Consider the following 20484-nt stretch of genomic DNA (forward strand, 5'->3'; position numbering starts at 1 on the left):
GAGATGAAAAAAATTATCGTTCTGAGCACCTTGCTATGCTTGAGCCATTCCGCTTTTGCGGGGGAGTGGGACTATCCACTGGCGAAAACGATCATTGCAACGAAAGAGTCGGCTGAGCTGTATTTGAGCTCGCTTTATCCTGATGTTGGGACACTGAAGTTTCGTTATCAAACCGAGAGTTTACTGGGAAATCATTACAACTTTGATGTATGGCAGAACGGCCAATACCAACCGCAAAAAGCGTTAGTGCTCTCGACCGATCAGTCTGGCGTAGTGACGCGCGTGTTCAAAAGTTTGCACAATACAGTCGAGCGAGATGGCGTTGCATTGGTAGCGGCAGAGCTCGAATCGCCCCGCCGATTGATGGCGAATGAACCGCCTTCGCTCTCATCAGGAGATGTGCAGAGCATCAATGTGCAACTTTTTGACCCCGATTTAAGAACCATGGATCAACTGCCTGCACCAGATTCGGCGTGGAATGACCTTGCTGATTACCCAAACCAGCCGCACTACCAAAGTGTGAATGTCGAGATGTTGCAAAGTGCAGGTAAATATTACTTAGCCAATGAACGAGTACGACAAGTTGATGCCACCGCCATACAGCAACAAGATGATGCCAAGCAGTGGGTTGATAGCGGTGTTGGCTTACTTAGCGCTGAAGACGTGGCGCAATGGAACTCAGATGCTGAAATTCTCTCCATGGAAATGCTGGATGATCGCTTTGTACAGTTGATGGCTTTTTACCATCTTGATCAATCGATTGATTATACCAAACAGCTCGGTTTTTCCCTGTTTAGTGAACCCGTGAGGTTTGATGCGAGAGGTTTATCTAGCAACAACTCTTCTTATTATGTTGGCCCGAAAGCGGTGTTGTTTGGTGTTGGGGGCTCGCCCGATGCATTAGATGCCGACGTGGTTACCCATGAGCTTGGGCATGGAATTCATTATCAAATCGTTCCCGATTGGGCTTATGGACATTCGGGCGCGATTGGTGAAGGCTTTGGTGACTATTGGGCGGGTTCGCACAGTTTTCGCCGCCAGTATACACAAGGAAAAGCGTTCGAAATTGACACCGTGTTTAATTGGGATGGCTATTTTGGTTCTCGTATTTCGACACGCAGTTTGTGGAATCAGCGGGCAAAATATTTTGCATCCGCAGAGTATCGAGCGCATGAAAGTGTTGCAGGTGAGTTGGGTGACGAATTGTGGTCTACCCCTTTATTTCAAGCGCTGAAACAGGCCGTGAATGAGTACGGTCAAGAAGCGTTTTCTGAATTTGACCGTATTGTTCTTGAATCAATGTACGGCTTAGGTCGTGGTCTAAAAATGCATGATTTGAGTGAAAGCATGCTGTATACCGCCAAACAGCTGTACCCGCATCGCGCTTATGATGCGATGCTATTACAGCAATTTAAGCAACATAACTTAGTCCAAGAACCCTTCAAATTCCTGTTGGAACGTCGATTTGTGATGCCAACGGATCCGCTGAACGTGCACATTCAGGCCACGGATCGCCAAGCAAGTTTACAAACGGTAGCCACTTTGCAAGGTGAAACCGTTACTTTCGCTAGCGAAAAATTCCAGCAGCAGCAATGGAGCATCGCGCTGCCAACCACCTACACCTGCGGAGTCAAACAGACTCTACAACTTGAATCGAGTTATCAATATCAACCGTACCTTGCGATGCAATCTGACAAGCAAACTTTATCGTTTATCGTGGGTAAGCCACAGCTTGCAACGCCGCCAGTGGCCATAAATTCAGTATTGAAAGACGCCAGTATTGACGGTGCAGACACGGTTACGTCCGGATTTAAGAGCTATGGCTTGACGATCGATGTTGGCAACGTATTGATTGATGAAGATTTTGTGGTTCGCCTGCAGTTATCGCACCCAGAGCTACAAGAGCTGCGCGTTACCTTAATTTCACCCGCAGGGACACGCGTCGAATTACTCAACCAAGCACCATCGGCCATCAATGGTTTTGATGACTATTGGGTGCTGGCACATGATGCCATATTGGGCTCTTTACAAGGCGAAGCCCTAAGCGGCTACTGGCGTTTGGAAGTGGTTGACTACAACCCGGGAAATTTCGGCACCTTGATTGAATGGGGGGTAGGCCGCCTAGCGGGCTATCAATGCCCTCAACCTGTGACCAATGCACTTTCACCTGAAACAGGTGGCGGTTCGACTTCACTGCTCTTATTACTTCCTCTCGCGGCATTCGCCATAAGACGACGTAATTTGTTGGCTATTTTTTCACTTAAACTGAAGAACACATAACTATGCACTTAAGACTTTCAACACTTTCGCTGGCACTTTTACTGGCTGGTTGTGGTGGCGGTGGAAGTGGAGATGTAGCCAATACATCTTTACCCAGCCATAAAATTAGCGGGCAAATTCAAGCGCAAAACGTCGCACTTGATGCCACTGTCTGCATTGATTCTAACCAAAACTTTGCCTGTGATGTGGGCGAAATCAGCACGCAAGCCGATAGCCAAGGGCGCTACACCCTCACGAGTGACAGCACTCAAATCTACCGTTTTCCTATTGTGGCTGACGTTTCTACTGGCATTAGTGTCATGACGAGAAGTCGCCAAACCAGCCAATCATCGATCCTGATTGCGCCGGCGCTGGGCAAAAGCAGTGGCAACATCCTCAACGGTGTGAGTTCTATTTTTGCCGGCATTATGCTGGATGGAAATACGGAGAAAGAAGCGAATCGCTTGCTTGCCGAGCAGCTTTTGCAATTAGGCGTTGAAGTGAATGGTGATATTTCACAAAACTTTAGCCACACAGCATTGGCAATATTGGATGCCAATGCTGTCGTGTTGCTCCAAAAAGCGAAAGCAAGTGAACGAATTGATTTGCTGGCAACGCTTGGGCAAACCATGGCAAAAAATACACCACTGATTGCCTCTGAGAACGTTTCTGGCGAAAAGATGACCGAATATGCTAATACATTGATGGCGCAAGTATCGGAAGAGCGACCTCTGCAAGACACGGGCATTATTCAGTTCTATTCCGATCAAGGCGCACAAGCGCGGGCTGATGCTGATTATCCCGGTCAAGATGCTGAATATGGCCTAGATATTACCGCCAAAAATGGCGTGACGGGTAAGAGCTTTGCGTTCATCAAATTAGATGCGGCTGGCAATGAACTTGAGGCAGACGCGAGCGATTGGTCATGCGTTAAAGATGTTTACAGTGGACTTATTTGGGAAGTGAAGTCAGAAGATGCGGCGTCTTTGAACTATAAAGAACGGTTGTTTGCATTAGAAGTTGCCGACAAGTTTATCCCTTTTGCAAAAGATGTGACGGCTGCTTCCTGTCAGGCGGCAGGTGATGCTATTTGCACTACGCAAGATTACGTCAATCGTATCAATCAAGATAAATTGTGCGGGTTACAAACGTGGCGTTTACCGACCAACAGCGAGCAATACATGATGCTCGATTTAGGTGAAGTGGGTGACGATGCAGTTGGTTTCAACAAAGATTATTTCCCGCATCAGCCGCAGAACACCGAATTTTTTGATGGGCATACGTGGACTTCTGGCATTGCTTATCTCAATACCTCTCAATTTCAAAGCGATGGTTCGATGCAATATCTTTACACGGCGCTGTCTGGTGCAACCAAAGGGGAACGTAGCCCAATTGAGCTCTACTCCAGCAGTACGGCGGCGGACAATGACCCGTCTTATGTCTCGCCGATTCGAGTTGTTGCAACCAAGGAGAACAACCAATGAAATCTCATTTAATCGCGGCTTCTTGCTTGATCTTTTCTGCTGTCGGCGTCGCCCAAGAGTGTTCTCCTGATATGACGAAAAGCGCACCCAACACGCGCTATGTCTACAGCGAGCAGGGGACAATCAAAGATAAGCTCACTGGCTTAACGTGGATGCGTTGCCAAGTTGGTAAAACATGGAACGCCGCTACGGAGCAGTGTGATGGCGAAGCGACCGGGTTTCGTTGGCAAAGTGCTTTGCAAGAAGTGGCGGCTATCAACCATCCTCAAAGCCGACATGCATTGCACCAATTTGCCAGCCAAGCCGAATGGCGATTGCCGAATATTAAAGAGTTAGTGTCATTGACTGAAATGGCGTGTTTTGGCCCAGCGATGAATAGCAGAGCATTTGCCCAAGGCTTTAAGTATGAGACAGGCAATATCTTGTCGTATTTATGGAGCCAATCACCCCATCTAGCGAGTGGTCAGGTGTGGTCTTTTGATTCCGTCAATGGCGAAATTTACCACTACGCACCGAACTTTGAATTTGGTGTTTTGCTGGTGGCTGAAGAATAATTGTTATGAAATGACGCCACTTACGCTGTCAGGGAAACGATCAGTCATGTCATGTTGACATGACGATCGGTGTTTTGTTTCACTTCAGCAGCACCTAAGATTTGATCCATAGTTGTTGAGATAGGGCAGATGGAGAATTCAAACAGCTTCCAAACAAGGAAGCTGTTTGAATAAGTAAACGGACGGTTTACTAGGTTAGTTCAAGAAAATAGCCAGTTGTGATAGCGCTCCAGCGCGAAGCACGGCATCGGCCGCGTCTTGTGGTGCGAGAAAGGTTGTGTGTGTACCACTGTCCATTTTCACGAAGACTTTAGACGTATTAGTGATTACATCAGAGGGTACTGCGTTGGCTAATCCCAATAGTGTTGCTAGGGGTTCGGTGCCTGCACGTGTATTTGTGACATTGTTAGGCACACTCTCGTCTCCCGCCACTTGCAATAAATAAGTAGGGATTGTCGCGGTTCCACCACTGATTAGGTAACTTGCGTTTGTGTATGGATCCATAGTATCGAGCAAGGTTTGAGTCGCGTAGGTAAATTGATCCAACTGGCTTTGCAGCGCCGTTTTGTCTGAAGCAGATGCTGTGTTTTCAAACGTGGTGTAGCAAACTTTCTCTGTTAAACCTGGACAGTATTGGTCGGCGAATGCTTTGTATTTGGGGCTCGCACTTAAGGCGAGATTATGTTTAATGAGTGGGCCATAGTTTGCTGAACCCATTAACAAGTTACCGATTTGACCACCTGAGTTTGCAATGGCCATTCCAGAGAATTTATACAGCGCATCACCACTAGCATCACCGATAGTGCGGTTCGCGTTCGCGACAGCGCTTAAGCCGACGATTCCTCCCAATGAGTGGCCAAGGAATTTTGGTGGTGTCGTCTCGGTATTGGCTGCGTTTGCTAATTGAGAACCAACAAACAATCCTGCACTTCGTGAGTAAGTAATGGCCGCACGCAGCCCCATGATATCTAAGATACTCTGACGCGTGTTGTCACGAGCGACGGCCAAGTTGTTCAAATTGAGGTACGCTAGAATATCGGCATTAGCTGAGCGCTGTGCATCTAAACTGCGAGCACCATGCAGTGGTTGATCAATGGCAATCACGGCGATACCAGCATTGGCTAAATGTGCTGCTGTGAAGTACGCATCTTCTTTAACAGAAGTTATACCGTGTTGGTAAATCACGATCGGCCAGTTTGTTCCCGCGTTAGGAGTAAACAGTAAGAAATCAACGTCTTCTAACGATTTCACCTTAGGTACAGGGCTATAGCGTGTAATGATGCGCTGAGGATCGAGTGGGCTGCCATCAGACTTTGTGAGGGTCAATCCCACTAGCTTAAGCTGTTCACTTGGGCTGGTTGCTAGTTGAGTCACGTCGATATTGTTAGCAATGAGCTGATTGGCGATGGTGGCTTTTTCATTGTCATCTGCCAAAGCATTTTTAATCAAGGCCAAACTTGGCATTGCTGATTCAAACGGCTGTGAGTTCCAGTTGCTTCCTTTCTCTAAATAATAAGGGAGCTTAACCGTTCCAGTCGTGACATTAACGTGATAACTGCTGGTGTATTCATTTTTAATAAACGCTTTAGCGGTTGTTTTTTCTGCGCCAATGTAAGCTTGAAAATTTGCATCGTTATCAAGTGCGGTTACAAAATCGGTTGTAGCACCAAAGCTCATGGTGTAAGCGGCGCTCAAATTAAGGTTGTTTGGGTTCGCACCTTGCTTCCAAATATTGCCAATATCTGTCGTTGCAAGGCCTGCGGCGGTGGCGCCTTTCACACTGTAAAGTGTCTGACCAACAGATTGAGTACTAAACCAAGTTGAATAAATAATCTTGGTTTGATCCACCCCTGTCAAAGCGAAAATGCTTTCCACGCCTTGGGTCACTTTTTGTAATGCCCCTAGCTTATCATCGGTATAGATTTTCACTTTAGACTTCAACGCGGCGTAGCTGCTGGATGTGCCTGCAATATTGCCATTTACATCGGTAATCTCATCTGTCACGGCTAAAATATATTCACTGGCAGGGTTGAGCGCTTTGTTTGGTACGATTGCAATTTTATCGCTGCTGGCACTGGCGATGGCAGTAAAGTTGGTGTTCAATGTCAGCACATTTTTAACCGTTGGGCTGCCAATCATACTGTCGGTCAGTTCAATTAAATAAATACCGTTAGAGATAAGACCGTCAGCCAATCCTACGCCTTCAAAGTCTAAAAACAGTGGCATTGATGTTGACCAACCATCCATGGTGCCCATGGCGGCGACTGGATTGGTTAAGGCGTCATCACCCTTGGTTGGAATTTCTAACGTGCCGTCTTTGGCATTCATGAGTGCAAAAGAGGGCAGTGGTACATTTGCGTTTGCGCCACTGAGCGTGAACTTTATGCTGGTGTCGCGTGTTAACGCGTCTTGAATGTAGGCTTCGTAAGTGGGTGTTGTGCTTGCTCCCGAACTGTTCGTTTCATCACCACAACCGACTAACCATAACACAGAGCAGAGCAGCGATATTTTGAATGTTGTTTTAAGCATGACTTGTCCCTGAGTTTAGTTGAACGTGTAGTTAAGTTGAATAGCGCTAAGGTAAGCAGTCCCTTGCGATTCAAACGTCAATGTTTCATTGAGTTTGTTGGTTTCGGTAAACGTGCCGCTTTTACTTTTCACCAGTGCAAAACCCGCATCAATGGATAGCGAGTCGCTGATCACGTAGCTCACGCCCGCTGAATACCAATAACGATCGCTATCTGGAATACTCAATGTGGCTTCGCCAGCTTGTTCATCAAAAGCAAAACCGGCGCGTAATGTCCAAGTCGAGTTTAATTGATAAGTTGAGCCCAATGACCAACGGCCACTGTCTTCATACTTTTCAGATTTATAAAAACACTCTCCGTTGGTACATTGTGATGACGTTGCCTTTAACTCTTTGAATGAACTCCAGTCGGTACGTTGGTACCCGTAATGCAACGCCACGCTATCAGTGAGTTGGTGAAATGCGGAAACTTCCCACATCGCAGGTAGCGTGATTTTTAAACGTCCTTCAACAACAGCGTTTGTTGCAACACCTGAGCTATAGCTTGAAAACTCACCATCATCAAAATCCAGATCAACAGCAGAGCGGTAAGCAAAACCGACACGGTGGTTTTGGTTGAACTCATATAAGCTACCTATGTTCCAGCCCAAAGCCACGGTTTCTCCAGTCATTCCGACTAGGTTGTCAGAGGCAGAGCCGCCAGTAAATACGGCTAAAGCACCTTTATGTCGTGTCAGTTTTGCTTCGGCATAGACGAGGTTAACACCCGCAGCGAGACTAAGCTGTTCGTTAACACGGTAGGCAATATTCGGGTTTAAATTGACAGAAAGAAGAGAAGTATCGCCTGCAAGATCGCCTGCATAAATATCATTAGGGTAGTCTGTAGCGACGCCGTAAGTAGTGAATATTCCCATCCCCCAAGCCCATTTTTCATTGATTGGACTGACGTAGTAAGCCGCGGGAACGACTTGCAGTGGTGCAACATCGTTCATTTTCTGTTGGTTTTTCACATCATATATATCAACCTCTGGGTCAACGATGGATAGTGCACCAGAAAACTGTGTTGTATCAAACCGTGTCATGGCTGCGGGGTTGTGAGCAATCACACTCGCGTTATCGGCCACCGCTCCTTCACCAGAGAAAGCACGTCCTAGCCCTGAGGCTGAATGCTCTGCCACTTGGAAGCCTGCAGAGTGAACATTAAACGCTGTCAATATTGATAGCGCGAGTAGCGTGCGGGGTTTGATGATCATTCTCGACCTCCTAAGGCCTTGTTATGGTAATGGCATTGCAATGCGAGATGTTAATTTTGTGTTGCTTATATGTCAAAGAATATGATGTCTTTATTTCAATTAGCGGCGAATGATAGTGTGTAAGTATTTGTAAATCAAATGAAAAGTTGACAGTTTTGGTATGACCAGTAGGGTTGTGCTTATTTGGCGGGGTAATTGGTTTAGCTTGTGCTAAAGTTAATTTTTATGCTTCAACACGTTCATAATATTGATGTTTTGGTGGGTGAGTTTAAATTATTTGACCAAAAAAATGGTGAAGAAACAGAGGCAGTCACTATGGTGTTTGCAACTACCTCTGTGGTGGGTTTAACGGCCAACAAAAGCAATAACGACACGGTCATTATTTAACGTTCTAGAGAACAGATAGGCATTTTGCTGTTCAATCTCATGATGAATGCCTGCGCCAATGGCAGGGTGTGATTGACGAAATTGGCCTAGCGTTTGCCAATGCTTCAGCAGCGCTTGTCGCTCTTCATCCAGTGACCACACCATGTCAGAACGCGTACCTTGGTGAAAATCATCGGCGTAAGGGCCAACTTGACGTGCGACTTCATCACCGTAGTAAATTTGCACCGCACCCGGTGCGAGAAGCAATGCATTGGCGGCATTACGCTGCATTTCAAAGGAGTTAAAACGGCTAAAAAACAGCTCGGTATCGTGAGAAGAGAGGTAGCTCACGGGGGTAAAATCTGGGTATTTCGCTAGCGTTTGCGCGTAGTCGCGGTACACCATCGCCATTTGGCTTAAGCAGGCTGCGCCTTTATCGACTCTTTTTTGCATATCAAAGTTAATCAGTGCATCAAAGCCATCATCAAAATAGGGGCTGCGGTAAGCTGAATGGCCCCATACTTCGCCCATCATCCAAAAGGGTTGCCCTTGCTGCCCGTTTTGCTCGCGCCAAGCATCTAAACTGCGTGATGCCTCGCTTTTTAAGCGTCGCCATACCTCGCCTTCCACATGTTTTACGGTGTCGACGCGGTAACCATCAATACCAAAGCGTTTAACCCAATCGGTTTGCCACTCAATTAAGTAATCGGCAACGCTATACTGTTCGCGCGCTACCACGCGAGTGCCGGGGTTATTAAGTAGCCACTGCGGCGGCGTCACCGCTTGTGTTGATTCAGTGCGAAAATCCGGTAAGCCGGCCAGCGTCATCGTGATATCGCTAGAGCCGGGTTTTTGGTAGCCGGGCAACCCAGCGCGAACCCAATCCTTGCCCCACCATTGCGACCAGTTGGCGCTTTGATAATCAATGGATTGATTGTAGCTGTGCCAGTTTTCTTCAGCTTTCGGCATCCAATCAACCCATTTTTGCGGTAAATTTTGGGGATTAACCACCTCAATCTGATCCAATTGCAGGTCAGCCAAGGTGGCGTAGCCAGAATGGTTGAGCACCGCATCGAGCAAGATTTTTATGCCTCGTTTATGCGCTTCAGTGACCAGCGTTTTGAGATCCTCCTCATCACCAAAATTTTGATCGATCTTGGTAAAATCACGCGTCCAGTAACCGTGATAGGCATAAAAAGGGAACGAGCCACTGTCACCACCGCCGACAAAACCGTGCACCTGTTCCACAATCGGCGAAAGCCAAATCGCGTCGGTGCCTAAGCTTTTGATGTAATCGAGTTTTGCAATCACACCTTTTAGGTCGCCACCGTGGAAAGTACCCACTTCTTCTTTGCCATCTTTTTTACGGCCATAGCTATTGTCGTTACTTGGGTCACCATTGTTGAATCTGTCCACCATCACAAAGTAAATCGTGGCATTGCGGTAGGTAAAGGGTTCGCTGGCGGAATCCGTTGCGGGGGCAAGCAGCACCAATCCACCACTGGTTGGTGACGGCATTAAGGTGACTTGGCTATTTTTCACGCTGAGGATTTGGCCGGTAAATGTCTCTTTTAGTCGTGTGCCATCGGGGAACGTATTGCCCAGTTGTAAGGTCACTTCACCGCCTTGGTACTGCTCGCACGAAACACTCGGTATCGGCCGTTTAAATTTGCTCGTAGTGGATTTTTTGGCTTGGCGGACAAAGGTTAAGGTCTGCTGCTCGTCATCATAAGCGAAGGCGTAATCGCCAGTGAAACGTATCGTCAGCGGCAGTTCGGTTTCTTGCCCACAATTGAGGGCGATGGGCGCGTTGAATTTGATACTCTGCTGAGCCGGCGCGCTGCACTGGCCCTCAATCCCTGACACTTTTATTGTGTAGCTTTCTTTGGTCAAGGGAATGACTAAAGGCGTTTTCGCATCCAGCGGAAAGTCGCGGCTAGTCGTGGTGGTCGAAATGGTCAGATTAGGCGCGGCAAACACAACAGGCGCGGCAGCGCAAAGTGCGAGTGTTAACGTGGAGAATTTCATGCTCTATCCTTGGCCTTCATGGGTTAGGGTGATTCGTTTTTGCGTTATCGTCAGTCGCTGTAGGGCGAGGTGCTTCATCGCTAACAATAAAAGCAGAGAGAGAAGTTGACATCATTCTTGTGCCTAAGCCTTAAGAATTTGGCGTTGATCACAAAGCATGGCTTGGGGGCGTAGAAGCGATGAATTTTCCAGCGATATAAATTGTCAACGTGTAGTGAATCTCACAACTTCGGCGCGTAATCTTAACTTATTCGGTAGATTCATTGAGCCGTCATCGAAACCTGCTTAGGATGACGGCAATTAAGTCAAAGGAGACAACCAATGGTTGCTAAAGTAACAATCGCGCCGCAAGGGCCAGATTTTTCAGAGCTAGTACAAGGTTACTGGCGTTTGGCAGATTGGGGCATGACGCCACAACAGCGTTTAACGTTTTTAAAACAGCACATTGAATTGGGCATTAGCACGGTTGACCATGCGGATATTTACGGTAACTACCAGTGTGAGAAACTGTTTGGTGAAGCCTTAGCGCTGGAGCCCGCGCTGCGCGAGCAGATCCAAATCGTCACTAAGTGCGACATCAATTTGTGTGGCGCAAAAACGCCGCAGCGTAAGATAAACCACTACGATACCAGTTCTGCGCATATCTATCAGTCGGTCAATAATTCGCTGGAACGACTTGGTGTGAGCGAAATCGATCTGCTGTTGATCCACCGCCCAGATGCCTTGATGGATGCCGATGAAGTCGCCGAAGCGTTTTCTGAACTGCGCAAAGTGGGCAAAGTGAAGCACTTTGGTGTATCTAACTTCAGCCCGCGCCAGTTTGAACTGCTGCAATCTCGCCTAGGTAAACCGTTAGTGACCAACCAAGTGGAGATGAACCCGCTCAATTTCGATGTGGTGCACGATGGCACTTTGGATCATTTGCAAACGCAGCGCATTCGCCCAATGGCTTGGTCTTGTTTAGCTGGTGGCGAGATTTTTAACGGCCAGACTGAACAAGCCCAACGCGTGCGCAGTGAGCTAGAAGCGATCGCCCAAGAGATCGGCGCAGACAGTATTGATCAGGTTATTTACGCTTGGGTACTGCGTCTGCCTTCTAAGCCGCTGCCGATTATTGGCTCTGGTAAAATTGACCGCGTCAAAGCGGCAATTGCTGCGCTTGATTTAGAACTGACCCGCGAGCAGTGGTATCGGGTTTGGGTCGCCGCCAAAGGGCATGGCGTGCCATAGAGCGGATGTTTTTTGGAACAGGTGCTTTTTAGAACAGATGCTTTTGAAAACAGATGTTTTTGCCCCGCGATACGCTTTTCGTATTGCTATGATTTCAGTATTACGATTAGGTTTTAATCTCTCTCCCAACCAGCCCTCAGTGGCTGGTTTTTTTGTCTACTTCCCATTCACGTCATCCAGCCTGCCATTAACGCTGCATAATCCCCCTTTATCGCAAAGTGGCGCATCTGGCCTATTTACTGCGTAATCTGTTGTCATCAAGCAAATTTCATCACCAACGAATGAAAGGGACCATCATGATGACGACATTTTCTTATTCACGCTCACTTCGCAACCTGCTACTCAGTGTCGGGTTGCTGCTAAGCATCACGGTTGTTCAAGCTAATCCAAGCAACGCTTTAATTATGCAGTACAACCAAGTGGCCGAAGGCGACAGTGACAAAGTGGAACTTGTGCTTCACCAACTAGAGCAGTTGATTAAACAGCAAGGGGCCAAACCGCTCAGCTTAGCTTATCTGGGCAGTGCACAAACCCTGCAAGGGCGTGATGCATTCATGCCTTGGAATAAGATGAGATACGTCGAAGAAGGCTTGGCCACCATAGACAAGGGCCTGACTTTACTCAGCAATCACCCGCAGCCGCTTACTGAACAAGAGCGCGTCATGGGGCTGCCGGATAGCTATTTAACGCGCGCGGTTTCGGCCGCGACTTACACCTCACTGCCGGATATGTTCAACCATTTTGAGCGTGGTTATGATTTGTATCTCGACCTTCTTGTTGAACCCGAATTAACTGCACAACCTTTTGCCGCCACCGCATGGGTTTATCGATACGCCATTCAAGCCGCCCTTCGTGCCAACGACATTCCTCAAGCAGAGCAATGGCTTGCTCAGATGCAAACTCATCAGAAGCAAGGTAATCAAGTTGACAACCAGCCAGCGGAGCATCCGCAAATAATCCAAGCCAAGGCTTTGATTACAAATGCGTTGATTGAAAACGGATTGACTGAAAAAACGCATGAATTGAAAAGCGAATGAGGGAGGGCAACAAAATGCTACGATTTGAACAGATCAGTAAAACCTATCAATTAGGCATGCAGCCGCTGCTGGCGTTGAGCGCGGTGAATGGCGAAGTCAAACAAGGTGAAATGCTAGCGCTGTGCGGCCCGTCAGGTTCGGGAAAAAGCACTTTGCTCAATATCTTGGGTCTGCTTGATCAAGATTACCAAGGTGACATTGAACTGGCGGGTTACCCTTACCCAACCGATCCAAGAGAGGCGGCGGCGCTGCGCCGCAAAAAATTAGGCTTCGTTTTCCAAAAATTCAACTTAGTTCCGGTGATGACAGCGGCGGAAAATATTGCTTACCCATTGATGCTAAACGGCTACAGCCTGCGCGATCAGCGTACTTTAACGCGCACTATGCTGGCCAAAGTGGGCTTAGAAACGCTGGCTCACCACCGGCCGGATCACCTTTCAGGCGGTCAGCAACAGCGCGTAGCCATTGCGCGCGCGCTGATCCATAACCCTGAAATGGTGATTGCCGACGAACCGACCGCCAGTTTAGACAGCCATACCGCCAATGTGGTGATCGACATCATGAAAAGCCTTGGACACGAAATGGGCACCACTTTTATTGTGGCTACGCACGACGCGCGCATGGCCAACCGCTGTGACCGAACCTTGCAGCTTGTGGATGGCAAAGTGATTCAGGAGGCGATGAAATGGGCAAGCTGATTTCTATGGAATGGCGTATGGCGGCGCTGAATTTACTGCGTAATCGCCGCCGCAGCCTGCTTTCGGTATTGATCATTGCCATTGCGGTTTTCGCATTGACTAGCGCCGGAGGATTTGGCCTTTATACTTACCAAGCACTACGCGAATCCACTGCGCGCGACACCGGGCATTTAACGCTCAGCCAACCGGGCTTTTTTGAGCAAGATGAAGAGTCACCACTGGCTAATGGGATTGCCGACAGTGCGTTGATTGTTGAGCGATTAATCGACGATAAGCGGATACGAGGCATTCAGCCACGCATTGAGTTTAGCGGGTTGGTCTCTAACGGTAGCAAATCGACCATTTTTGTCGGTTCCGGCGTTAACCATAAAGAGTTTGATATGAAAGGGCCATTTTTGGACGTTCGCCAAGGCAAAACCTTGTCCAATATTGACTCACCTCGATTTGATGCGAGTGAACCGGAAGTAATGCTGGCGGTGGATCTCGCCAAAAACTTAAACGTGTCGATTGGCGACTGGATTACTTTACTGACCAGTACCGCTGATGGCGCGCTCAACGCGGTTGATTTCAAAGTGCACGGCATCTATTCCACGGGTGTGCCTGAATTGGATAAACGCCAATTGTATCTGCACATTCAATCGGCCTCTGAGCTGTTAGCTTCGAATAAAGTGAGCACCTTATCGCTGTTTTTGTTTAGTACCGAACAGACAGAAACCATGCGGCATTGGGTTGAAAACAAACTGTCATTAATGAGCCTTCGCCAAGCGATTCAAGTGACGCCTTGGCAGCAGCGCGCGTTTTTTTATCAAAAAGTAAAAGATCTTTACGATCGCATCTTCGGCATCATGGGGTTGGTGATGGGGTTGGTGGTCTTCGTCGCACTATTTAACACCTTAACCATGTCGGTCACGGAGAGAACCCGGGAAATCGGAACGCTGTCGGCGCTTGGAACTTACCCAAATGAAATCGTCGCCAGCTTCATACGCGAAGCCGTACTGCTAGCCATTTTAGGCACGCTGGTGGGTGCGGCGTTCAATGCCCTAACAAGCGTGTTATTGATGGTAGTCGATGTGCAAATGCCACCGCCACCGGGACGCACGGAAGGGTATCCTTTGCATATTTATTTTTCATGGGAATTGGTTCTGCTGAGTGCGTTTGGCGTACTGAGCATTTGTATTGCAGCGGCTTGGTTGTCGGCACGCAAAGGAGTCAACAAGCCAATCACGGAGGCACTGGCTTATGTATAAATGGATGATGTTATTACTGATCACGCTTAGCGGTGGCTACTCGGCCGCTGGCTGGGCGGCGCTGGATGCAGGGCAAATGACCAAAAACGCCGACCAATATCGCCTTGGTTACAGCGCGGCTAAAGTCGTCTCTTTGGTGTCGCTTTATGAACGTGGTGAGCTCGATAAAACGCGTCAATATCACGTGTATACCAAAGCCAATCGCGACTCGTTAGTGGTGTTCAAATCCTCCGTTGAAGCGGGGCAAAAAATGCTGATGCTCGATGAAAACTACTGGTTGTTGATGCCAAAAAGCCGCCGCCCTATTCGTATTACGCCAATGCAAAAACTGCTTGGTGAGGCTTCGGTGGGCGATATTTCAACACTGACGTGGAGCGAGGATTACCAAAGTCAATTGATGGGTGAAGAGCAGATAGAAACACCCAATGGTCAACCTTACCTGACGCATAAGTTGTCATTACTGGCTGTCACAGAAGGGGCGAACTACCAGCAAATTATCTTATGGTTGGATAAAGAGAACGATTTCCCAATCAAAGCTTCTTTGTATTTACGTTCTGGGAAACTGGCCAAGCAGGCTTGGTTTCGCGCTGGTGAAAAAGAGGGACGAATGCGCGTAACCAGTATGACGCTGCTTGATCAAATTCAACCGACCAAAAAAACGGTGGTTGAGTATCAACACATCGAGCCCATGGAGCTAGATGAAAAATATTACAACCCCGCCTATCTGACTCGTAACAGTCTATCGGAGTTATGAGATGAAGCGTGTTGTGTTCGCTTTTTTAACCAGTGTATTGAGCTTAGCGGCGCGGGCTGAAGCCCCCAGTTTTGATTGGGATTGGGTAATGAGCGCATCCACCACGGCGCATCGCGACAGCCTTTTTTTTCCTAGTAATCAAGCGCGCGATACGCAGCAGATTGAGGCGTTATTGGATGTAGAAATGAGGTGGCATGGCTGGTTGGGTCTAGTGGCTATCAAACAAAACGCCTTGTGGAGTAGCGATGCACAGCAGCACGCCGACAGCGAGTTCATTCTACAAGAACTGTTTTGGCAAGGCAGCCTAGTGCTGGCTGATGTGCCGTTTGAGCTGACACTAGGAAAAGTGCGTTTGGATTGGGGAGTGGGCTACGGTTATCGTCCGCTTGATCTCTTTAAGCCTTATCGCCGCAATCCGGTCGGTATTCAGGTAGAAGAGGGGGCCGGAACGCTCTCTGCTTCTTATTATGACCAGCAAGGTGAATGGACGCTTTTTTATACGGATTCTTCTTGGACAGAGCAGCAAGGCAGCGAATTACAACAAATGACCGAACAACAAGGGGCGGGCGTAAGGCGTTATCAGTTGATGGGCAATGCCGAATGGCAGGTGATTGCTTACTATGATGACGTTCGACGCGGCGTGCTGGGTAGCTCGTTTGTTACTGTGCTCACTGACGCATGGGAACTGCATGCGTCAGCGCTCTATCAGCGTCATTATTTGGCGTACCAACAGCCCAGTGCGTTGGCTCAAGCAGTTTACTCTCAACAACAAGAGATTGAATCGCGCATGGCTCTTGAATCACGAACGCAAGGCTATCAGGCGCTGATAGGGTTCAACTGGTCGGGAAGTGATGGGCAAAGCATCATTGCAGAATATTGGTTCGACAGTCGCAGTTGGGGAAAAGAGCAGTGGCAACAAGCGCAGAGCAACGCGGATTCGGTTCGTTATCAGCATAATCAAGCGTTAGGTTGGTCTTACGCACAAGGCTATAACCACGTGAATCTCGTGCAGCATAATGTGATGTTGCATGCTTCGTTAGATAGCCAAGCTTGGCATCATTGGCCGTGGAGCCAGAGTATTGAATGGTTGCAAGGCTTAGTGCCGACACTTGATGTGCTGATTGCACCGCAAGATGGCGGCGTGATCGTTACCCAATGGCTCAATTACTCAGTGTACGATTCGGGTACAGCCTCTATCGAAATCGAACTGGCCGCACGTTTTATGACTGGGCCTGCTGACTCCACATATGCAAACTTACCAGATAAGCATATGATTCTATTAAATATGAAAGGGAAATTCTAATGTGCGAGAAAGTTGAGATTCGAAATCTTGCCAAAAGCTTGTTATTTACTTCGCTGTTTTGTGTGGTGATCGCCTTTACCACTCAGGCCATTTGGCCCAGTGACATCACGTTGCACTTAGCAATAAGCTTTGGCTACGGTTACAGCGCAGTGGCCATTGCTCACTTACTGAGTCGCTTCGCACCGCAGTTGTCCGCACGTTTAGTGAACGTTTTTTCGCTCACGGGGTCGATGATTTTCGGTACGTTACATGCTTATTTATGGCTTAGTAAATACGCGCACTTTAGTCATTTTTCAGCAATGAAACCGGTGATTTTTCTCGGTTTCGTTTTTACTGGCGTTTGCTTTTTCTACTTCTACGCGCATGAACAAAAGCTGATTGCTGAAAAAGCGCTGGAAGCCTCCAAACGGCGTCAATCTGAACAAGAGAAAGCCTTGATTTTGAGCCAGTTGCAGCAGTTACAAAGTCAAATTGAACCCCATTTCTTATTTAATACGCTTGCCAATATCAGCGTGTTGATTGGCTCTGAGCCTTATAAAGCGCAAATGATGCTCGAAAAACTAACCGACTTATTGCGTGGGTCGCTGCGTAGTAACCGCAATCGCACCACAACGCTACGTGAAGAGTTACATTTAGTCGATGCGTATTTGGGTATTCAAAAAATTCGTTTAGGTGATCGGCTGGATTATGAGATTGCAATGCCTGGCGCAGCGGATGACATTCCTTTGCCGCCGATGCTGTTACAACCTTTGGTTGAGAATGCTGTTAGCCATGGTATTGAGCCTAAAGCCGCGGGGGGGAAAGTGACCATCAAAAGTGAAATTTATGACGAGTGGTTTGAAGTCAGTGTCTGTGACAGTGGCATTGGATTGCAGTCGAGTGCTCTTTCAGCAGGACATGGTATTGCGTTGGATAATATTCGCCAGCGCTTAAGCGGCCTATTCGCTGATGATGCATGTCTCACTATCGCCCAAAATCATGGTGCTGGCGTGACGGCAACGATTAGAATAAAGCGGCTATTATTGGACCAACTACAAGGAAGTGCCACATGAGTGCTGTCTCTGCGACCGCTATTATTGCTGATGATGAACCGTTATTGCGGCATCATTTAAACCGTGCATTAGGAGAAGTGTGGCCAGAGCTCGATATTGTCGCGCAAGCCGAAAATGGACGCGTGGCATTGTCCATGATTAAGCAGCATCAGCCTGAGGTGGCCTTTATTGATATTCGAATGCCAGAAATGGATGGTATGTCGCTCGCAAGGCAATTGGCTGGTTTGGCAAAGCCACCACTGATTGTATTTATCACCGCCTATGATGAGTATGCCATTCAAGCTTTTGAAGCCAATGCGGCGGATTATTTATTGAAACCGCTTTCTGAAGCGCGTTTAGTGCAGTGCTGTACTAAGTTGCAGCTAAGATTAGCCGAGCATTCTTCTGAGCGACAATTACCTGATTTGCAAACCCTTTTACAGCAGATACAGCATATAAGCCAACAGGCATCGCCGTCGTTTTTAAGCTGGTTAAAAGTTCAAAAAGGTGAAGATATTCACCTGATTTCGGTGGCGGATATGTTGTACGCTAAAGCCGAAGACAAATATTTATCCATATACGTAAAGAGTGATTCTGGAGTGCAGGAGTTTTTACTGCGCAGTTCATTGAAAGAGTTGCTGCAGCAGCTTGACCCGAATCAGTTTTGGCAAATTCACCGTTCAACGGCAGTGAATGTTGCCAAGATAGATAAAGTGAAAAAAGAGTTCACGGGTAAAATGTACGTCTTGATTGGTCATGATAAGTTACCCGTCAGCCGTGCGCTGCAAGCTCAATTTAAGTCGTAACTGAATTTAAACCGCCGTTCGATTGATCGTGTGATTAGCGGTGTGCGATCTGCTTGGCGGACAGGGTAAATTGGAAGAAAGCATCCACAGACATAGGTTCAGAATAATAAAAACCTTGGATGTAACGTACACCCAACAGCTCTAATTCTCTCACCTGATCTTGGTTCTCAACGCCCTCAGCAATCAGCCGCATGTTCAATTGCTTTGCTAGTTTAATCATCGACACTAACACCGAAGTAATGGCTGAATTTTGATGCAAGCTTTTAATAAACACTTGATCAATTTTGAGAGTATGGAAGTCATGTTGGTGGATAAAATTTAAGCCTGAGTAGCCGGTACCAAAATCGTCAATGGCGATTTTAAAGCCTAGCTGTTTCAGTCGCTGTAAGTTTTCCATGGCTAACTTCAACTCGTCCACGTTGAAATGGTTGTCCTCGGTGATCTCTAGCAGAAGTCGTGGAACAATAGCTGGGTGTTTTGCCGCGTAGCGTTTCATGTAATCCATAAAGTAATTATCAATGATCAATAACCGGCTGATGTTGATGCTGATGTATTGATCGTGCAACGCATGTTTGTGCTGCTCCACACATTCTGTCACCAATTTCAACACACGGTAGGTGATTTGGTGAATCACGCCAATACGCTCTGACAACGGGATAAAAATGGTGGGTGAAATATAGCCTTGAGAGGGTTCATTCCAGCGCAGTAGTGCTTCGCTACCAACAATTCTATTCTCGGTAATATCGACGATCGGTTGTAAATAGAGTTCCAACTGATGGTTTGATATTGCCTCTCTCAAAGAGACTTCTAAGGTGTTTCGGCTGAGGTAATAGTTGTGATAAGCAAGATAAATCAAAGAGATAATACTTGCTGTAAGCAAGACAAGCCATAAGTTATCGAGAAAATGGTAAGCATAAGATCCGTTATTTAAGTAGATCTGAATTGAGAGTGGGTAATGCTCGGATTTAAAGAGAAAGCTAGTATGAGCAGAATCGATCTCTTCCTGATCACTGCGAATACTTTGGCTTAACACGTTGACCTGATAGCCGTAGTGCCATTTGGCAAGTTTAGGAGCGACTAGGTTCATAAACTGTTCTGGAGGCATCAGTGCATTGAGGCCGCTCATATCTGGCTGTGAAGCATAGACAAAAAATGTTTGCTCTTTACTGCGAGATTTTGTTAATGAAATGGTCGTATTCGTTGGAGATTGTTTAAGCCTGTCAAGAATATGTTTGTACAAATGAATGGTGGTATGGCCTTCATTGCTGGTGCAAAAAATAGTCCCGTGAGCGTTGTACATGCCCACTTCTTTGACCATTTTCGAGCGAAATACATAGCTCCTCAGAGCAATGATGTCTTCTCTTTGGCAGTGCTTTGAAATGTTTTTACTTAACTGGTTCAGTTCATCCGACGTTTGATTGATGTGATGTTCCAGTTGTGTAATGGCTTGTTCACCGAAGCGGGTTGCCTGCCGGTTAGTGTTATAAAAGTTTTTAACTATCGCGAAAGTAAACACAAACAAGAAAATACCCAGAATAGGAATAAATGCGTTTATCTTTGCCGAAAGTATCTCTTTTGCAACGCTAAATTTGCTCGGTGAACTGTCATTCTTGTGCATTACAGACAGTGCTCATAGGTTATTACCAGTAAAAATCAGTATTGCTTTGATGTTGATTACTATAAGTAATTAATCCCTAAACGTAACCTAAGTAACTGTCTCAAAAATGAGATGACGTGCAGTAATCTGCTTGTCAATCTCTTTGCTAAACGTCTCTAATTTCATATTTTTCTTAATATACAAGCCGATAGGTTTTCTTATGTGGCGTTTCGCTAGGCAGACTCTGTTTTGACGCTAGTGATGCTTTAACGCACAATTATGCTCAGTGATGTAATTTACATAAATATAA

The 20484-nt window shown here is 47.0% G+C and carries 16 protein-coding genes; 12 read left to right on the forward strand and 4 right to left on the reverse strand.

Annotated features, from left to right (window positions below):
• The first annotated feature begins 3 nt into the window (after window positions 1–3).
• Genes EXZ60_RS01120 through EXZ60_RS01130 form a run of 3 tightly spaced genes read left to right on the forward strand, consistent with a single transcriptional unit; the run spans window position 4 to window position 4297 of the window.
• Window positions 4–2280: a proprotein convertase P-domain-containing protein gene (locus EXZ60_RS01120; protein ID WP_277435128.1), complete on the forward strand. Its 2277-nt coding sequence runs from the start codon at window positions 4–6 to the stop codon at window positions 2278–2280.
• A gap of 2 nt (window positions 2281–2282) precedes the next feature.
• The gene (locus tag EXZ60_RS01125; RefSeq protein WP_088733138.1) at window positions 2283–3743 is read left to right on the forward strand and encodes a DUF1566 domain-containing protein; all 1461 of its coding nucleotides are present in this window, start codon (window positions 2283–2285) and stop codon (window positions 3741–3743) included.
• Window positions 3740–4297, forward strand: a complete 558-nt coding sequence (locus tag EXZ60_RS01130) for a DUF1566 domain-containing protein (protein ID WP_017042172.1) — start codon at window positions 3740–3742, stop codon at window positions 4295–4297. Before EXZ60_RS01125 ends, EXZ60_RS01130 begins: the two co-directional genes overlap by 4 nt.
• Before the next feature lie 195 nt (window positions 4298–4492).
• On the opposite strand, the gene EXZ60_RS01135 is transcribed toward EXZ60_RS01130, so the two are convergent.
• The 3 genes from EXZ60_RS01135 to EXZ60_RS01145 form a co-directional block, all read right to left on the reverse strand.
• The gene (locus tag EXZ60_RS01135; RefSeq protein WP_277435129.1) at window positions 4493–6826 is read right to left on the reverse strand and encodes a VolA/Pla-1 family phospholipase; all 2334 of its coding nucleotides are present in this window, start codon (window positions 6824–6826) and stop codon (window positions 4493–4495) included.
• Window positions 6827–6841: 15 nt separating this feature from the next.
• On the reverse strand, window positions 6842–8077 hold the full coding sequence (locus tag EXZ60_RS01140) for an outer membrane protein transport protein (RefSeq protein WP_277435130.1): 1236 nt from the start codon (window positions 8075–8077) through the stop codon (window positions 6842–6844).
• A 345-nt stretch (window positions 8078–8422) separates the two neighbouring features.
• Window positions 8423–10471, reverse strand: coding sequence for an alpha-amylase (locus tag EXZ60_RS01145; RefSeq protein WP_277435131.1), 2049 nt, complete (start codon window positions 10469–10471; stop codon window positions 8423–8425).
• A gap of 321 nt (window positions 10472–10792) precedes the next feature.
• Here EXZ60_RS01145 and EXZ60_RS01150 point away from each other — a divergent pair, with 321 nt between their 5' ends.
• The 9 genes from EXZ60_RS01150 (at window position 10793) to EXZ60_RS01190 (ending at window position 18577) form a co-directional block, all read left to right on the forward strand.
• Complete coding sequence (locus tag EXZ60_RS01150) at window positions 10793–11701, forward strand: aldo/keto reductase family oxidoreductase (RefSeq protein ID WP_017048162.1); 909 nt, start codon at window positions 10793–10795, stop codon at window positions 11699–11701.
• A gap of 88 nt (window positions 11702–11789) precedes the next feature.
• Window positions 11790–11948 (forward strand): hypothetical protein, encoded by a 159-nt coding sequence (locus EXZ60_RS01155; RefSeq protein WP_199867458.1) that lies wholly within the window; start codon window positions 11790–11792, stop codon window positions 11946–11948.
• A complete protein-coding gene (locus tag EXZ60_RS01160; RefSeq protein WP_277435132.1) occupies window positions 11920–12738 on the forward strand; it encodes a hypothetical protein in 819 nt (272 codons plus the stop codon). The genes EXZ60_RS01155 and EXZ60_RS01160 overlap by 29 nt, the downstream gene beginning before the upstream one ends.
• Window positions 12739–12752: 14 nt before the next feature.
• Window positions 12753–13436, forward strand: a complete 684-nt coding sequence (locus EXZ60_RS01165) for an ABC transporter ATP-binding protein (protein WP_020477135.1) — start codon at window positions 12753–12755, stop codon at window positions 13434–13436.
• Window positions 13424–14683, forward strand: coding sequence for an ABC transporter permease (locus tag EXZ60_RS01170; RefSeq protein WP_277435133.1), 1260 nt, complete (start codon window positions 13424–13426; stop codon window positions 14681–14683). The genes EXZ60_RS01165 and EXZ60_RS01170 overlap by 13 nt, the downstream gene beginning before the upstream one ends.
• Entirely contained in the window at window positions 14676–15437 is a 762-nt protein-coding gene (locus EXZ60_RS01175) for an outer membrane lipoprotein-sorting protein (RefSeq protein WP_017042180.1), read from the forward strand. Before EXZ60_RS01170 ends, EXZ60_RS01175 begins: the two co-directional genes overlap by 8 nt.
• A gap of 1 nt (window position 15438) precedes the next feature.
• Window positions 15439–16740, forward strand: coding sequence for a hypothetical protein (locus EXZ60_RS01180; protein WP_277435134.1), 1302 nt, complete (start codon window positions 15439–15441; stop codon window positions 16738–16740).
• Entirely contained in the window at window positions 16740–17792 is a 1053-nt protein-coding gene (locus EXZ60_RS01185; protein WP_277435135.1) for a histidine kinase, read from the forward strand. The genes EXZ60_RS01180 and EXZ60_RS01185 overlap by 1 nt, the downstream gene beginning before the upstream one ends.
• Entirely contained in the window at window positions 17789–18577 is a 789-nt protein-coding gene (locus EXZ60_RS01190) for a LytTR family DNA-binding domain-containing protein (RefSeq protein WP_277435136.1), read from the forward strand. The genes EXZ60_RS01185 and EXZ60_RS01190 overlap by 4 nt, the downstream gene beginning before the upstream one ends.
• A gap of 34 nt (window positions 18578–18611) precedes the next feature.
• Here the strand turns inward: EXZ60_RS01190 and EXZ60_RS01195 are convergent, their stop codons facing one another.
• Complete coding sequence (locus tag EXZ60_RS01195) at window positions 18612–20195, reverse strand: EAL domain-containing protein (RefSeq protein ID WP_277435137.1); 1584 nt, start codon at window positions 20193–20195, stop codon at window positions 18612–18614.
• Between the last annotated feature and the right edge of the window lie 289 nt (window positions 20196–20484).

Origin of the sequence: Vibrio sp. 1151_11 (assembly GCF_029478525.1) — a bacterium.
GTDB classification, from domain to species: Bacteria; Pseudomonadota; Gammaproteobacteria; order Enterobacterales; family Vibrionaceae; genus Vibrio; species Vibrio anguillarum.

What these genes read in the sequence shown, in the direction of transcription:
- EXZ60_RS01120 (WP_277435128.1), top strand. Translation starts at nt 4, where the DNA reads ATGAAAAAAATTATCGTTCTGAGCACCTTGCTATGCTTGAGCCATTCC.
- EXZ60_RS01125 (WP_088733138.1), top strand. Translation starts at nt 2,283, where the DNA reads ATGCACTTAAGACTTTCAACACTTTCGCTGGCACTTTTACTGGCTGGT.
- EXZ60_RS01130 (WP_017042172.1), top strand. Translation starts at nt 3,740, where the DNA reads ATGAAATCTCATTTAATCGCGGCTTCTTGCTTGATCTTTTCTGCTGTC.
- EXZ60_RS01135 (WP_277435129.1), bottom strand. Translation starts at nt 6,826, where the DNA reads ATGCTTAAAACAACATTCAAAATATCGCTGCTCTGCTCTGTGTTATGG.
- EXZ60_RS01140 (WP_277435130.1), bottom strand. Translation starts at nt 8,077, where the DNA reads ATGATCATCAAACCCCGCACGCTACTCGCGCTATCAATATTGACAGCG.
- EXZ60_RS01145 (WP_277435131.1), bottom strand. Translation starts at nt 10,471, where the DNA reads ATGAAATTCTCCACGTTAACACTCGCACTTTGCGCTGCCGCGCCTGTT.
- EXZ60_RS01150 (WP_017048162.1), top strand. Translation starts at nt 10,793, where the DNA reads ATGGTTGCTAAAGTAACAATCGCGCCGCAAGGGCCAGATTTTTCAGAG.
- EXZ60_RS01155 (WP_199867458.1), top strand. Translation starts at nt 11,790, where the DNA reads ATGATTTCAGTATTACGATTAGGTTTTAATCTCTCTCCCAACCAGCCC.
- EXZ60_RS01165 (WP_020477135.1), top strand. Translation starts at nt 12,753, where the DNA reads ATGCTACGATTTGAACAGATCAGTAAAACCTATCAATTAGGCATGCAG.
- EXZ60_RS01170 (WP_277435133.1), top strand. Translation starts at nt 13,424, where the DNA reads ATGGGCAAGCTGATTTCTATGGAATGGCGTATGGCGGCGCTGAATTTA.
- EXZ60_RS01175 (WP_017042180.1), top strand. Translation starts at nt 14,676, where the DNA reads ATGTATAAATGGATGATGTTATTACTGATCACGCTTAGCGGTGGCTAC.
- EXZ60_RS01180 (WP_277435134.1), top strand. Translation starts at nt 15,439, where the DNA reads ATGAAGCGTGTTGTGTTCGCTTTTTTAACCAGTGTATTGAGCTTAGCG.
- EXZ60_RS01185 (WP_277435135.1), top strand. Translation starts at nt 16,740, where the DNA reads ATGTGCGAGAAAGTTGAGATTCGAAATCTTGCCAAAAGCTTGTTATTT.
- EXZ60_RS01190 (WP_277435136.1), top strand. Translation starts at nt 17,789, where the DNA reads ATGAGTGCTGTCTCTGCGACCGCTATTATTGCTGATGATGAACCGTTA.
- EXZ60_RS01195 (WP_277435137.1), bottom strand. Translation starts at nt 20,195, where the DNA reads ATGCACAAGAATGACAGTTCACCGAGCAAATTTAGCGTTGCAAAAGAG.